Origin of the sequence: Streptomyces sp. GDS52, assembly GCF_052246875.1 — a bacterium.
Taxonomy (GTDB): domain Bacteria; phylum Actinomycetota; class Actinomycetes; order Streptomycetales; family Streptomycetaceae; genus Streptomyces; species Streptomyces cathayae.
This window is the reverse complement of the sequence record NZ_CM125966.1, coordinates 2,968,047-2,982,119: the sequence shown is the minus strand read 5'-3', so window position 1 is coordinate 2,982,119 and position 14,073 is coordinate 2,968,047. Positions and strand designations below refer to the sequence as shown.

11 protein-coding genes are annotated in these 14,073 nt (G+C 72.2%); 3 read left to right on the top strand and 8 right to left on the bottom strand.

Annotated features, from left to right (window positions below):
- The first annotated feature begins 181 nt into the window (after positions 1-181).
- Positions 182-1,414, top strand: a complete 1,233-nt coding sequence (locus ACTWJ9_RS13465; RefSeq protein WP_279334495.1) for a LolA family protein — start codon at positions 182-184, stop codon at positions 1,412-1,414.
- A 57-nt stretch (positions 1,415-1,471) separates the two neighbouring features.
- Here the strand turns inward: ACTWJ9_RS13465 and ACTWJ9_RS13460 are convergent, their stop codons facing one another.
- On the bottom strand, positions 1,472-2,674 hold the full coding sequence (locus ACTWJ9_RS13460) for an amidase (RefSeq protein WP_279334494.1): 1,203 nt from the start codon (positions 2,672-2,674) through the stop codon (positions 1,472-1,474).
- A 303-nt stretch (positions 2,675-2,977) separates the two neighbouring features.
- Here ACTWJ9_RS13460 and ACTWJ9_RS13455 point away from each other — a divergent pair, with 303 nt between their 5' ends.
- Positions 2,978-4,300 (top strand): tetratricopeptide repeat protein, encoded by a 1,323-nt coding sequence (locus ACTWJ9_RS13455; protein ID WP_443295749.1) that lies wholly within the window; start codon positions 2,978-2,980, stop codon positions 4,298-4,300.
- A 44-nt stretch (positions 4,301-4,344) separates the two neighbouring features.
- Here ACTWJ9_RS13455 and rarD read toward each other — a convergent pair whose 3' ends face one another.
- Together rarD and ACTWJ9_RS13445 are read right to left on the bottom strand one after the other, a co-directional pair.
- Entirely contained in the window at positions 4,345-5,409 is a 1,065-nt protein-coding gene (gene rarD, locus ACTWJ9_RS13450) for an EamA family transporter RarD (RefSeq protein ID WP_443295748.1), read from the bottom strand.
- Positions 5,410-5,607: 198 nt separating this feature from the next.
- Positions 5,608-6,462, bottom strand: coding sequence for an SDR family oxidoreductase (locus ACTWJ9_RS13445; protein ID WP_279334491.1), 855 nt, complete (start codon positions 6,460-6,462; stop codon positions 5,608-5,610).
- Positions 6,463-6,553: 91 nt separating this feature from the next.
- On the opposite strand from ACTWJ9_RS13445, the gene ACTWJ9_RS13440 reads away from it, so the two are divergent.
- Positions 6,554-6,952 (top strand): winged helix-turn-helix transcriptional regulator, encoded by a 399-nt coding sequence (locus ACTWJ9_RS13440; RefSeq protein WP_279334490.1) that lies wholly within the window; start codon positions 6,554-6,556, stop codon positions 6,950-6,952.
- A gap of 59 nt (positions 6,953-7,011) precedes the next feature.
- Here ACTWJ9_RS13440 and ACTWJ9_RS13435 read toward each other — a convergent pair whose 3' ends face one another.
- From ACTWJ9_RS13435 to ACTWJ9_RS13415, 5 genes are all read right to left on the bottom strand, one after another.
- Entirely contained in the window at positions 7,012-8,094 is a 1,083-nt protein-coding gene (locus ACTWJ9_RS13435; protein ID WP_279334489.1) for a 2-oxoacid:ferredoxin oxidoreductase subunit beta, read from the bottom strand.
- A complete protein-coding gene (locus ACTWJ9_RS13430) occupies positions 8,087-10,018 on the bottom strand; it encodes a 2-oxoacid:acceptor oxidoreductase subunit alpha (RefSeq protein WP_279334488.1) in 1,932 nt (643 codons plus the stop codon). Before ACTWJ9_RS13430 ends, ACTWJ9_RS13435 begins: the two co-directional genes overlap by 8 nt.
- 266 nt (positions 10,019-10,284) lie before the next feature.
- Positions 10,285-10,956 (bottom strand): response regulator transcription factor, encoded by a 672-nt coding sequence (locus ACTWJ9_RS13425; RefSeq protein WP_279334487.1) that lies wholly within the window; start codon positions 10,954-10,956, stop codon positions 10,285-10,287.
- Between the two features lie 309 nt (positions 10,957-11,265).
- Positions 11,266-12,669 carry a sensor histidine kinase gene (locus tag ACTWJ9_RS13420; protein ID WP_279334486.1) on the bottom strand — a complete coding sequence of 468 codons (1,404 nt, stop codon included), beginning with the start codon at positions 12,667-12,669 and terminating at the stop codon, positions 11,266-11,268.
- 164 nt (positions 12,670-12,833) lie between these two features.
- Positions 12,834-14,039: a sensor histidine kinase gene (locus ACTWJ9_RS13415; RefSeq protein ID WP_443295747.1), complete on the bottom strand. Its 1,206-nt coding sequence runs from the start codon at positions 14,037-14,039 to the stop codon at positions 12,834-12,836.
- Between the last annotated feature and the right edge of the window lie 34 nt (positions 14,040-14,073).

Below are 14,073 nucleotides of genomic sequence, written 5' to 3'. Positions count from 1 at the left end.
CATACCGCAGCAGTACACGGAGTTGAGTCCGGGGTCTGACGCTTCCTCGTGTGGTGTTTGGTCAGATGGACCATGACGGACACCACTCCTCACCGATTCGGGTGAGAAGGGCGGCTCAGGGTGTGACTGGTGCGAGGAACACGAGACGCAGGCCGCCGCCGACCACGGAGGTAGGGCACACATGGCACCGTACGAATCCGACGACACGACGACCGCGGGGGCGACCCGCGAGCCGGGCGCGGGCCGGCGCAGGGCCGCGCGGTACATCGTCCCGGTCACGGTGATGGGAGTGGCGGTCGCGACCATCGGGCTCGTCCCCGCGATCGCGAACTCCGGCGACCCGGACCTGCCGGAGATCACCGCCGCGCAGCTCATCGAGAAGATGGCCGAGTCGGACACCGAGCGGCTGTCCGGCACCGTGAAGATCACCACCGACCTCGGACTGCCGGACCTCGGCGGCCTGGAGAGCAGCCTGGCCTCCGGCGCCCTGGGCGGCGGCGAGGGCGGCTCGTCCGCCGACCCGTCCGCCAAGCTCACCGAGCTGGCCTCCGGTACGCACACCCTGCGCGTCGCGGTCGACGGCCCCGACCGGCAGAAGGTGTCGCTGCTCGAGAACGCCGCCGAGTACAGCCTGATCCACAACGGCAAGGACGTCTGGGGCTACGACAGCGCGTCCAACGAGGTCTACCACGGCACGGCCGACGAGTCCGACGAGGGCGAGGACCGGAAGCAGCAGCCCCCGGCCACGCCGAAGGGCTTCGCCGAGGAGGCGCTGAAGGCGGTCGACGACACCACGTCCGTCACCGTCGACGGCACCGCGCAGGTGGCCGGCCGCGACGCCTACAAGCTGGTCGTCAAGCCCAAGCAGTCCGGTTCCACGGTCGGTGCGATCAGCATCGCGGTGGACCACGAGACCGGGACGCCGCTGAAGTTCACGCTGACCCCGGCCACCGGTGGTGCCGCCGTCGTGGACGTCGGCTTCACCAAGGTCAGCTTCGACCGGCCGGCCGCGTCGACCTTCGACTTCACCCCGCCCAAGGGCGCCAAGGTGACCGAGGAAGGCGCCCTGGAGGACGGGAAGAAGGGCGGGGAGCCCACCGGCCGGCCGGAGGCCGCCCCGAAGTCCGAGGAGGACCTCTCCAAGGGGCTCGACGGGCTGAAGGTGCTCGGAGAGGGCTGGAACTCCGTCGCCGCCTTCGACACCGGCGCCGAGGGGGGTCTGCCGACCGGCTCCGAGGGCGGTGACCTCGGCGGCTTCCTGGGCTCGCTCGGCGACCAGGTGAAGGGCGAGTTCGGCACGGGCACCGTGTTCAGCACCCGCCTGGTAAACGCCCTGTTCACCGAGGACGGCAAGGTCTACGTCGGTGCCGTCACGAAGGACGCGCTGGTGAAGGCCGCCAACGAGGCGAAGTAACGGGCGAAGCGACGGGCGAAGCAACAGGGGAAGGGACGGGGATCGGGTCCCGGGGCCTCATGGCGAGGCGACCGGGGCCGGCGGCGGCCGCGGCTCCGCCGCCCGTGCCACGGCGAGCAGCAGCGCCTCCCGCCCGTGCGGTGCCACCAGTTGGAGCCCGGCCGGGCAGCCGTCGCTGCCGAACCCGGCCGGGAGGCTCAGCGCGGGGTGCCCGCTCACGTTGAACGCCCAGGTGAGCGCGGTGGAGTAGACGTCGCCGGGTCCCTCGTGGCCGTGCGGCGCGGTGGGCGCCGTGGGCGTCAGCAGCAACTCGGCGTGGGCGAAGAGACGGGCCAGGCGCCGGTCGTTCGCCTCCCGGACGCGGTGGGCCTCGGCGAGGTCGGGGCGGGGCCCGCCGGGGGCGCGCAGGGCGAGCCAGGCCGGCGCGGGGTCCAGAAGCAGCGGAGGCTCCGCCGACCGTACGGCTCGTACGGGGCGCGGGGCTCGCGGGGGCCGGACGAGCCGTACGACTCCGGCGTCGACGAGCCGGTCGACCGCGGCTCGGGCCAGCGCGACGGGCTCCTCGTCGGGATCGGCGAAGCCGAGGTCGGGGGACCAGATCGCGGTGCGGGGACCGGACGGCGGCACCTCGGCGGCGGTGGGCGGCGGCGACACGGCCCGCCACCAGGCCACCGCGTCCGCCGCCGTCCGGGTGAGGACGCCGGGTGCCGCGAGACCCGTGCGGTCGGGCGACGGGAGGCGGCCGTTGGTGACCTTCAGACCGACGACCCCGCACCACGCCGCCGGGATGCGCACCGACCCCGCGCCGTCGCCGCCCGTCGCCAGCGGCACCAGCCCCGCCGCCACCGCGACTGCGGCCCCGGCCGAGGAACCGCCCGGAGTGCGGTCCGCCCGCCACGGGTTGACGGTCCGTCCGTGCGCGCCGAGCCCCCAGGTCTGCCAGGGGGTGCCGGGCCCGGGTACGGCGGTGGCGCCCACGGCCACACCACCGGCCGCGAGCAACGGACCCGCCGCCCGGAGCCCGTGCCTCCCCTTCACGGCGATCGGCACCCCGGCCAGCGGCAGCCACTCACCCGGGCCGGGCGGACCCGCGTCGACCCGGGCGTCCACCCCGGCCGCCCGACGCAGCGCCTCCTCGGCCCACACCTCGGTGAACGCGCACAGCACCGGATCGGCCCGCTCGATCCGCGCCAGCGCCCCCGCGACCACATCGACGGCCCGCAGCCTTCGGGCGCGCACCGCGGCGGCGATCTCCGCCACCGTCCCGGACCGTGCCTCGGCGCCGGTCAGCGCAGTGATCCCGTCGGGCGGGCAGGCAGGACGCGGCCCGCCTGGTGACCGCCGCGGACCACGGCCACCGGGCCTCGGGCCCGGATCTCCGACCCCTGCCGCATGTCTGTACCCATGCCCCTCTCCTGCCACGTCACCCGGATCCTCATACCGGCCGGCGGGACGGAACCGGGCGGACGGCTGTTGGGACGAGCCTGTGACAACGCGGTGACGTGAGAAACGGGGATATGCGGACAGACTCGTCGGTAGGTTCACGACCCGAATGAGGGGACGATGGCGCGACTCAGCCGCGAGAAGAAGCCGGAACAGCAGCAGACCGCAGACGCGGCGAACCGTGCGGCAGTGCCGATCGACGTCCATGTTCCCGCCCCTGTGGCGGGTACCGGCTCACGGAAGGCGTCGGTCGGCGGGGTACCGGTGGTGGCCGGACCCGACGAGGAGGTGCAGCAGGCGGTGCTGAACCGCCTCCACCGCATCGCCCTCGCCTCGGGACACGCCGTCCTCGCCACCATCCACGACGAGGGCACCGGGTACGTCGTCCCGCTCCGGGTCGACCCCGACGGTGCCAGCCACTTCACCGGAGAACCGGCCCTCATGAAGCCGGCAGCCCCGGCCCCGACGCCGGCTCCGACGCTGCCCCCGGCCCCGATGCTGGCTCCGGCTCCGGCCCCGGCCCCGATCCCCGTGCGTGACAGCACGCTCACCCTTCGGCTGCGGTCGGCGCCCGAGCCGGTGGAAGCCGTGCCTCCCGGCACGGTCGTGCCGCCGACGGGCGAGTTCGGCCCGCCCCCGCTCATGGGCACGAGGCCCCACCCCGCTCCCGAAGCCGACCACCGCCGGCACCCGGCACCCGCTCGAACGCCGCAGATGCCTCAGGCACCCCTGATACCTCCGATGCCCTCAGCGCTTCCCGTACCTCCGGCCTACCGGACACCGGGCCCGCTGCCCTCGGCCGACCGGACACCGCCCCCGGCCCTGGCCCCGGTGGCCGTCCCTCCCCGTATCCCCGAACCGGTTGCGGAGGCCGAGCCCGAGCACGAGCACGAACCCGCCCTCGACTTCAAGCCGCCCCCGTCCCGCGGTTTCGACGCCGTGGCGGAGGCGGTGCTCGGGGACGAGCCGCCCGCCGTCCCGGGCGAGACCCGCTTGGCCGAGCCCATGGGCCGGATCAACGAGGCCGTCCGGGCGGGCCGGATCGACACGGCGGCGCGACTGGCCGGGGAGACGGTGACCGAGGCGTCGCGGACGCTGGGGCCCGAACACCCGGAGGTGCTCAAGCTGCGCGAGCTGTCCGCGTACATCGCCTACCTGAGTGACGAGCCGCTGCACGCCTTCCGGCTCTCCCTCGACCTCGCCGGGGTCCACCGCGGGGCGGGCGACGCGGAGGCCGCCTACGGCAACGTCCGCAGCGCGGCCACCGCCTGGCGCGCGGTGCGTGATCCGCTGCGCGGGCTGGAGCTGGGACGCGAACTGATCGAGCTGTGGACCGGACTCGCCGCCGAGGGCGGCCCGGCGGCCGACGAGATCGAGGAGTTGGAGTCGGCCCGCACCCGCATGGGCCGGCTGACCGACCGCGCCCACGCCCGGCACGGGTGAGCGGGCGTGGACGGAGCCGTGCAACGCGCTGAGGAGCGCTCCGGTCAGGCCTTCGGCGCGTCCACTGCGTCCACGGTGCTCACCACTTCCGCCGGGTTCGCCACGACCACCGGATCCACCGCGTCCACAGAGCTCACAGGGCTCACAGGGCCCACCGGGTTCATCGCAGCGCCGGCCGCGCTCGCAGTCCTCGCGCGCTCGGTGGCGAGTACGCGGGCGGACCGGTGGGCGGTGCGCAGCGCGTCCCAGGTCAGCAGCATGAGCGCCAGCCACACCAGCGCGAATCCGGCCCAGCGCTCGGGCGGCATGGCCTCCTTGAAGTAGAGGACGCCGAGCAGGAACTGGAACACCGGGGCCAGGTACTGGAGCAGCCCCATCGTGGACAGCGGCACGCGGATCGCGGCGGCGCCGAAGCAGACCATGGGGAGCGCGGTGACGAGGCCGGTGGCGGCCAGCAGCGCCGCGTGTCCCGCTCCCTCGGTACCGAAGGTGGACTCGCCGCTGCTGCCCAGCCAGAGCAGATAGCAGAGGGCGGGAAGGAACAGGATGGCCGTCTCGGCGGCCAGCGATTCGACGCCGCCGAGGTTGACCTTCTTCTTCACCAGTCCGTACGTGGCGAAGGAGAAGGCGAGGCAGAGCGAGATCCACGGCGGGCGGCCGTAGCCGACGGTGAGGACGAGCACCGCCACGAAGCTGACCCCGACCGCCGCCCACTGCGCGGGCCGCAGCCGCTCCTTCAGCAGCAGGACACCTAGGGCGATGGTGACCAGCGGGTTGATGAAGTAGCCGAGGGACGCCTCGACGACGTGCCCGGAGTTCACCGCCCAGATGTAGACGCCCCAGTTCACGGTGATGACCGCCGCGGCGACGGTGATCAGGGCCAGCTTGCGCGGCTGCCGCAGCAGCTCGCCGAGCCAGGCCCAGCGACGTATGAAGAGGAGGGCGGCGGCCACGAAGAGCAGCGACCAGACCAGCCGGTGGGCCAGGATCTCCACGGCTCCGGCGGGCTTCAGCAGTGGCCAGAAGAGGGGAACAAGCCCCCACATGCCGTAAGCCGCGAAGCCGTTCAGCAGTCCTGTACGCCGCTCGCCGTCCGACTTCTCGGTCACGGGCCGCCCTCCTTCTCGCCTGACGCGTGTCCGGGCGAGCGTCGCTCGCCCGGACGACCGTAACGCCGGACGCCCCGCTCGTCATTCCCGTACTGGAATACGGTCATGACGAGCGGGGCGTCCGGGCATGGGCCAGGCCTTCAGGGCATGGGGTGCCAGGCTTTCAGGGCACGGGCCGCCAGGCTCTCAGGCCCCGGGTCAGGCCTTCAGCGCGGCGGCGATGGCGTCCGCGATCGGGGTGGCCGGGCGGCCGATCAGGCGGGCCAGGTCGCCGCTGGTGACGACCAGTTCGCCCTTCTCGATGGAGACGTCCGTGCCCGCGAAGACGGCGGCCACCGGCTCGGGGAGCCCGGCGCCGGTCAGGATGCCGGTGAGCTCCTCGACCGTGACCGGTCGGTAGGCGATCTCCTTGCCGGTCTGGCGGCTCAGCTCGGCCGCGTACTCGGCGAGGTCCCAGGACTCGTCGCTGCCCAGCTCGTACGTCTTGTTCTCGTGGCCCTCACCGGTCAGTACGGCGACGGCGGCCGCCGCGTAGTCGGCGCGCGCGGCGGAGGAGAGACGGCCCTCGCCGGCGGCGGAGACGACCGCGTGGTGCTCCAGCACGGGGGCGAGGTTCTCGGTGTAGACCTCGTGGTACCAGCCGTTGCGCAGCAGGACGTACGGGAGACCGGAGGCCAGCAGGGCCTTCTCGGTGCCGCGGTGGTCGTCGGCGAGGGCGGCGGTCAGCGTTCCGGGGGCGCTGGTGTAGGCGAGCAGGGAGACGCCGGCGGCCTTGGCGGCGTCGATGACGGCCGTGTGCTGTCCCACCCGGTCCCCGCCGACCTCGCTGCTGGAGATCAGCAGCACCTTGTCGCCGGCCGCGAACACGCCGTCGAGGGTTCCGGGAGCGCTGTAGTCGGCGACCGCGATCCGCACCCCGCGCTCCGCCAGGTCCGCGGCCTTCTCCGCGCTGCGTACGACGGCGGTGACCTGCTCGGCCGGAACCTTCTCCAGGAGCTGCCCCACGACGTGGCGGCCCAGGTTTCCGGTGGCTCCGGTGACGACGATGCTCATGATCAGAACTCCTTGTGGGGGTGCGGATGACACCAACCCTAGGGGTTGCGCTAACTAATAGAAAGTACCCACTTTGAAGTAAGGTACTGGCATGGCAGTAAGTGACGTGCCCGTACGGAGCGGCGAGGACCGGCGGGGCGAGCGTGAGGCGTTGTGCCCGCACCGCCTGGTCCTGGAGCATGTGACCAGCCGCTGGGGGGTGCTCGTGCTGATCCGGCTCCAGGAGCGGCCCCACCGCTTCAGCGAGCTGCGCCGCGCGATCGGCAGGGTCAGCGAGAAGATGCTCACCCAGACCCTGCAGACGCTGGAGCGGGACGGGCTCGTCCACCGTGACGCCAAGCCGGTGATCCCGCCGCGGGTCGACTACTCCCTCACCGACCTGGGGCGGGAGGCGGCCGAACAGGTGAGCGCGCTGGCGCTGTGGACCGAACGGCGCATGGACGACGTACTGACCGCCCGCAAGGCGTACGACGAGGCCCGGACGCTCTGAGGCGTCCGGGCCCCGGGCCCCTGAGGGGCGGGTGGCCGACGACGGTCAGCCGGCGGTGCTCATCCGACGACCGTCCAGGTGTCGTTGCCCGCGAGCAGCGCGCCGAGCTCGCCCTTGCCGTGCTGCTCGACGGCGGTGTCCAACTGCTCGGCCATCAGCGTGTCGTACACCGGGCGGTCCACCGAGCGGAAGACGCCGATCGGGGTCTGGTGCAGGGTGTCCGGATCGGCGAGCCGGGACAGCGCGAACGCGGTGGTCGCCGACGCCGCGTGCGCGTCGTGGACCAGGATCTCCGCCTCGTTCTCCGGCGTCACCGCGACCACCTTCAGATCGCCGGTGGCCCGGTCCCGCACGACGCCCTTCGCGAGGTCGGTGCCGAAACGGATCGGGCTGCCGTGTTCCAGCCGGATCACCGCCTCCTCGGCCTGCCGGCGGTCCTTGAGGACCTCGAAGGCGCCGTCGTTGAAGATGTTGCAGTTCTGGTAGATCTCGACCAGTGCCGTGCCCGGATGGGCGGCGGCCTGCCGCAGTACCTCGGTGAGGTGCTTGCGGTCCGAGTCGACCGTGCGGGCCACGAAGGACGCCTCCGCGCCGATGGCCAGCGACACCGGATTGAACGGCGCGTCCAGCGAACCCACCGGCGTCGACTTGGTGATCTTGCCGATCTCGGAGGTCGGCGAGTACTGGCCCTTGGTCAGGCCGTAGATCCGGTTGTTGAACAGCAGGATCTTCAGATTGACGTTCCGGCGCAGTGCGTGGATCAGGTGGTTGCCGCCGATGGACAGCGCGTCCCCGTCACCCGTGACGACCCACACGCTCAGGTCGCGCCGGGACGTCGCCAGGCCCGTCGCGATGGCGGGGGCGCGGCCGTGGATGGAGTGCATCCCGTAGGTGTTCATGTAGTACGGGAAGCGGGACGAGCAGCCGATGCCGGAGACGAAGACGATGTTCTCCCTCGCCAGTCCGAGCTGGGGCATGAAGCCCTGCACGGCGGCGAGGACCGCGTAGTCGCCGCAGCCGGGGCACCAGCGCACTTCCTGGTCGGACTTGAAGTCCTTCATGGACTGCTTGCCCTCGGCCTTGGGCACCAGGGAGAGCGCGTCGCCGAAGGACGGGCCGCCTCCCGGCATCGTCTCAGTCATCGATGGCCTCCTTCAGCACCTCGGCAAGCTGCTCCGCCTTGAACGGCATCCCGTTGACCTGGTTGTACGAGCGCGCGTCGACCAGGTACTTCGCCCGGATCAGGGTGGCGAGCTGGCCGAGGTTCATCTCGGGTACGACCACCTTCTCGTAACGCTCCAGGACCTCCCCGAGATTCCGCGGGAAGGGGTTGACATGGCGCAGATGGGCCTGGGCGATCGCGCCCCCCGCGCCCCTGATGCGCCGTACGGCCGCGGTGATCGGCCCATAGGTGGACCCCCAGCCGAGGACCAGCACCCTGGCGTCGCCGTCCGGGTCGTCGACCTCCAGGTCGGGGACCTCGACGCCGTCGACCTTCGCCTGCCGGGTACGCACCATGAAGTCGTGGTTGGCCGGGTCGTAGGAGATGTTTCCCGTGCCGTCCTGCTTCTCGATGCCGCCGATCCGGTGTTCCAGACCCGGGGTGCCCGGGACCGCCCACGGCCGGGCCAGGGTGTGCGGGTCCCGCTGGTACGGCCAGAACACCTCGGTGCCGTCGTCCATCGTGTGGTTGGGGCCCTGCGCGAACCGCACCCGCAGATCCGGCAGCTCCTCCGGGTCCGGGATGCGCCACGGCTCGCTTCCGTTGGCCAGATAGCCGTCGGAGAGCAGGAACACCGGGGTGCGGTAGGTCAGCGCGATCCGGGCCGCCTCCAGGGCCGCGTCGAAGCAGTCGGCCGGCGTGCGCGGCGCGACCACCGGGACCGGGGCCTCGCCGTTGCGCCCGTACATCGCCTGGAGCAGGTCCGCCTGCTCGGTCTTGGTGGGCAGGCCCGTGGACGGGCCGCCGCGCTGGATGTCCACGATCAGCAGCGGCAGCTCCAGCGACACCGCGAGACCGATCGTCTCGGACTTCAGGGCCACCCCGGGGCCGGACGTCGTCGTCACCGCGAGCGACCCGCCGAAGGCCGCGCCCAGCGCGGCGCCGATGCCCGCGATCTCGTCCTCCGCCTGGAAGGTCCGCACACCGAAGTTCTTGTGCCGGCTCAGCTCGTGCAGGATGTCCGAGGCCGGCGTGATCGGGTACGACCCCAGGAACAACGGCAGATCTGCCTGCCGGGAGGCCGTGATCAGGCCGTACGCCAGGGCCAGGTTCCCGGAGATGTTGCGGTACACGCCCGGCGGGAACGCCGTGGTGGCCGGGGCCACCTCGTAGGAGACGGCGAAGTCCTCCGTCGTCTCGCCGAAGTTCCAGCCCGCCCGGTACGCGGCGATGTTGGCCGCCGCGATGTCCGGCTTCTTGGCGAACTTCGAGGTCAGGAACTTCTCCGTGCCCTCGGTGGGCCGGTGGTACATCCAGCTCAGCAGCCCCAGCGCGAACATGTTCTTGCTGCGCTCGGCCTCCTTGCGGCTGAGGTCGAAGTCCTTCAGCGCCTCCACCGTCAGGGTCGTCAGCGGCACCGGGTGGAGGCTGTAACCGTCGAGCGAACCGTCCTCCAGCGGGTTGCCGTCGTACCCGACCTTCTGCAACGCCCGCTTGGTGAACTCGTCGGTGTTGACGATGATCTCCGCGCCGCGCGGCAGGTCCCCGATGTTCGCCTTCAACGCGGCAGGGTTCATCGCCACCAGCACGTTCGGCGCGTCACCGGGGGTGAGGATGTCGTGGTCGGCGAAGTGGAGCTGGAAGGACGAGACACCCGGCAGGGTGCCGGCCGGAGCACGGATCTCGGCCGGGAAGTTCGGCAGCGTCGACAGATCGTTGCCGAACGACGCCGTCTCCGAGGTGAAGCGGTCACCGGTGAGCTGCATGCCGTCACCCGAGTCGCCCGCGAACCTGATGATCACCCGGTCGAGGCGACGGACGTCCTTCGCTCCCGCCGGTTTGCGCTGCTCTCCCAGGACTGTTCCGTCGGTCTGCTCCGCTGGGCTGCTGACCTGGCTGGTCACTGAACTGGACCTCCTCGAGGCGCTGTCCGGGACCGGCCCTCCCGCAGGCCGTCCCTGGATCAACCCTACGTCCGTAAGGGTCGCCTTCCTCAGGTCATTCGCATCTTGGACACGACTTCGAGCTCCCGGCGGGCCGACGTGCCCCGCCCCTTTTCCGGTTTTACCCGGATTCCCGCGGGCCGCCGAGGCCGGCCGCCGGCCCCGGCCCCTCATTCCTGAGGACGCCGTCCGCTCGCCGGCGGTTCGGCCGGGAGCGGACCAGGCGGTCAGGAGTTGAGGTAGGTGAGCACGGCCAGCACCCGGCGGTGATCGCCGTCGCTGGGGGACAGGCCCAGCTTCATGAAGATGTTGCTGACGTGCTTCTCCACGGCTCCGTCGCTCACCACCAGCTGCCGGGCGATCGCCGAGTTCGTCCGCCCCTCGGCCATCAGCCCCAGGACCTCCCGCTCGCGCGGGGTGAGCCTCGCGAGGACGTCCTGCTTCCGGCTGCGGCCGAGCAGCTGCGCGACCACCTCCGGGTCCAGGGCCGTACCGCCCTGGGCCACGCGCACCACCGCGTCCACGAACTCACGCACGTCGGCCACCCGGTCCTTGAGCAGATAGCCGATGCCGCGGCTGGAGCCGGCGAGCAGCTCCGTGGCGTAGCGCTCCTCCACGTACTGGGACAGCACCAGCACCCCGACACCCGGATGCGCCTTGCGCAGCTGGATGGCGGCCCGCACCCCCTCGTCGGTGTGCGTCGGCGGCATCCGGACGTCGGCCACCACGACGTCCGGGAGCTCGCCCTGACCGTCCAGCCCGGTGATGGTCTTGAGCAACGCGTCGCCGTCGCCGACCCCGGCCACGACCTCGTGCCCCCGGTCGGTCAGCAGCCGGGTCAGGCCCTCCCGCAGCAGCACTGAATCCTCGGCGATGACCACGCGCACCCTGTCCTCCATGACTTTTCGGCCCCACCCCTCCTCCGCGCCCGCCCGTACGGCAGGCCCGGTCGACGGGACCAGCATTCCAGCATCGGGCGGGCGATGCGGAGGGGGTGACGCGAGAAGGTGCGGGGCCGGGCCCACCGCCCGCCCCCGCACGCCTGCCGTACACCTGCCGTCCGGTTCCTTCTCGGCGCTCCCGGCCACTGCTCGGCCGTGTCCTGCCCGCGCCTCATGCGCACAGCTCAGCCGCTGCTCATGCGCAGCTCAGCCGCCGCTCATGCGCACAGCCCATGTGTACAGCTCCGCTCACCGCTCACCGTCGGCTCATCGCGTCCGCTCGGCCCGCCACGGCAGCTCCGCCGTCACCCGGGTCGGACCGCCGGCCGGTGAGTCCACGACCAGGATTCCGTCCACCGCCTCCAGCCGCTCCGTCAGCCCGGCGAGTCCGGACCCCCCGGACGCGTCGGACACGTCGGCACCACCCACCCCGTTGTCCTCGACCTGCACCATCAGCCGGCTCTCCGTCCGCCACACCTCCACGGACGCCCAGGTCGCCCGCGCGTGCTTGCTGATGTTCTGCAGCAGCTCCGAGACCGTGAAGTAGGCGATGCCCTCGATCGCCGGTGCCGGGCGCTCGGTCAGGTCCACCTCCACCCGCACCGGGACCGTGCACCGGGAGGCCACCGACGACAGGGCCGCGTCCAGTCCCCGGTCGGTCAGGACCGCCGGGTGGATACCGCGCGCCAGGTCCCGCAGCTCCTGCAGCGCCGTCTTCACCTCGCCGTGCGCCTCGTCCACCATGTGCGCCGCGGCCCGCGGATCCTCCCGCAGCTTCTCCTTCGCCAGCCCCAGATCCATGGCCAGCGCCACCAGCCGGGCCTGCGCCCCGTCGTGCAGATCGCGCTCGATGCGCCGCAGGTCCGCCGCTGCCGTGTCCACCACGGCCCCCCGGTCCGACTCCAGCTCCACCACCCGCGTCACCAGCCGCGACGGCCCGAGCAGGCCGTGCACCAGCAGCCGGTCCACCATGGTCAGCGCGCGCACGATCCACGGCGTGGCGATGGTGAACAGCAGTCCGATCAGCGCGGTCACCGTGATCTCGAAGGGGTTGTCCAGATAGATCCGGTGCTGTCCGTCGCCGTACAGCTGGATCCCGCCCTGACCGGCGTACATCGGGAACACCCAGAACCACAGCGGATACGTCAGCAGTGACCAGCCGATCGTCCAGACGGTCACCGAGACGACGAAGGAGAACGTCGCCCACGGCAGATGCAGCACCGCGTACAGCAGGGCCCGCCACGAGGCGCCACTCTTCAGCACCGCCCCCATCCAGGCCGCGAACCCCTGCCGCTTCATCCGCAGCGGCTCCGGCTCGGCCACGTCCAGGTCCAGCAGACCCCGGGCCCGCGTCCGCTCCAGCGCCCCGAACCCGCGGCATCCGGCGAGCCCGGCGGCCAGCACCGGAACGCCGAGGAAGGTCACCAGCAGACCGGCGCCCAGCGACACCATCGTGACCGCGTAGGTGAAGAGCAGAATGCCGATCGGCAGACTCAGCAGGACATATCCCAGCTCGCGCCAGGCCCGTCCCTCGACCGGGGCCCGCAGCACGGCCGGCAGCCGGTGCCGCCGCTCACCGGCCCTTCCGGGGCGACCGGGGTGCCTGGGGTACCTGGGGTGCCCGGCGGGCGTGCTGTCGAGCCCGTAGCCCTGTCCGTACTCCGTGGCCATCGGCGTCGTCCTTCTCCTCGTCCGGCGGCGGTGCTGTCGTATCCCCAGACTGCTGGGCCGCAGGTCCGCGGACCATGGAGCACGTCGCAGTCTTGGGCGGGGGGTTTTCCCCACCCCTCTCGGCCTACGACCCCCCTCCCCGCCCACGTTCGCGGGCGGGTCGCCTACGACCGCGGGTGGGCCGTCCGCTCCTCCCCGGCAAGGGCACCGGAGCGGTCCCGCCACGGCAGCTCCGCCGTCACCGTCGTCGGACCGCCCTCCGGCGACTCCACGACGAACAGGCCGTCCACCGCGCCCAGCCGGTCCGCGAGACCCCGCATCCCCGTACCGCCGTCCAGACGCGCGCCCCCGCGGCCGTCGTCCTCCACCTGGATGAGCAGCCGGCCGTCCACCCGCCACACGTCGACCGCGGCCGAACGCGCCGCACTGTGCTTGCTGACGTTCTGCAGCAGCTCCGAGACCGTGAAGTACGCGATGCCCTCGATGGCCGCGGCCGGCCGCTCGGCGAGATCGACCGTCACCTTCACCGGCACCGTGCAGCGAGAGGCGACCGACGACAGGGCCGCGTCCAGTCCCCGGTCGGTCAGGACCGCCGGGTGGATACCGCGCGCCAGGTCCCGCAGCTCCTGCAGCGCCAGCTTCACCTCGCCGTGCGCCTCCGCGACCATCGACGCCGCCGTGTCGGGATCCTCCAGCAGCTTCTCCTTGGCCAGGCCCAGCCCCATGGCCAGGTTGACCAGCCGGGCCTGCGCCCCGTCGTGCAGATCGCGCTCGATGCGCCGCAGATCCGCCGCGGCGGTGTCGAACACCACGCCCCGGCCGGACTCCAACTCGGCTATGCGCCGCTCCAGTTCGTCGGAGGGGGAGAGCAGACCGCGCACCATGGCCCGGTCCGCGTTGGCGAGCCCCCGCGCGAGGAACGGCAGCACCGGCCACAGCACGAACAGCGAGATCAGCGTGACGGTGAAGGTCACGATGCCCCACGGCAGCCGTATCGCCTCGTAGAGCATCGTGCGCCAGCCCACCGGGTCCTTCAACGCCATCCACATCCGGGGCAGAAACCCTCCGGCACCACGCAGCGGCAGCCGGCTCGGCTCCTCCACCCGCACCCCGAGCAGTGCCCTGGCCCGCGCCCGCTCCGCCCTGCCCAGCCACCGCGCACCCGACAGACCGGCCGCGAGCAGCGGGAACCCGATCACCGTGACCGTCAGCCCGAGGCCGGTGAACAGTACGGTCGTGACATAGGTGAAGCCCACCAGCGCCACCGGAAGGTTCGCCAGGAGGTGGGCGATCTCCTTCCAGGTGTGCCGGTCGTAGGCGAGGCGGACCGGCGGCGGACGGTCGTCGGCAGCGGGGAAAGGTTCGGTCATGGGTCTTAGCGTGCCGGGCCGGGGGGACCCGCGC

What these genes read in the sequence shown, in the direction of transcription:
- ACTWJ9_RS13465 (WP_279334495.1), top strand. Translation starts at nt 182, where the DNA reads ATGGCACCGTACGAATCCGACGACACGACGACCGCGGGGGCGACCCGC.
- ACTWJ9_RS13455 (WP_443295749.1), top strand. Translation starts at nt 2,978, where the DNA reads ATGGCGCGACTCAGCCGCGAGAAGAAGCCGGAACAGCAGCAGACCGCA.
- ACTWJ9_RS13445 (WP_279334491.1), bottom strand. Translation starts at nt 6,462, where the DNA reads ATGAGCATCGTCGTCACCGGAGCCACCGGAAACCTGGGCCGCCACGTC.
- ACTWJ9_RS13440 (WP_279334490.1), top strand. Translation starts at nt 6,554, where the DNA reads ATGGCAGTAAGTGACGTGCCCGTACGGAGCGGCGAGGACCGGCGGGGC.
- ACTWJ9_RS13435 (WP_279334489.1), bottom strand. Translation starts at nt 8,094, where the DNA reads ATGACTGAGACGATGCCGGGAGGCGGCCCGTCCTTCGGCGACGCGCTC.
- ACTWJ9_RS13425 (WP_279334487.1), bottom strand. Translation starts at nt 10,956, where the DNA reads ATGGAGGACAGGGTGCGCGTGGTCATCGCCGAGGATTCAGTGCTGCTG.
- ACTWJ9_RS13420 (WP_279334486.1), bottom strand. Translation starts at nt 12,669, where the DNA reads ATGGCCACGGAGTACGGACAGGGCTACGGGCTCGACAGCACGCCCGCC.
- ACTWJ9_RS13415 (WP_443295747.1), bottom strand. Translation starts at nt 14,039, where the DNA reads ATGACCGAACCTTTCCCCGCTGCCGACGACCGTCCGCCGCCGGTCCGC.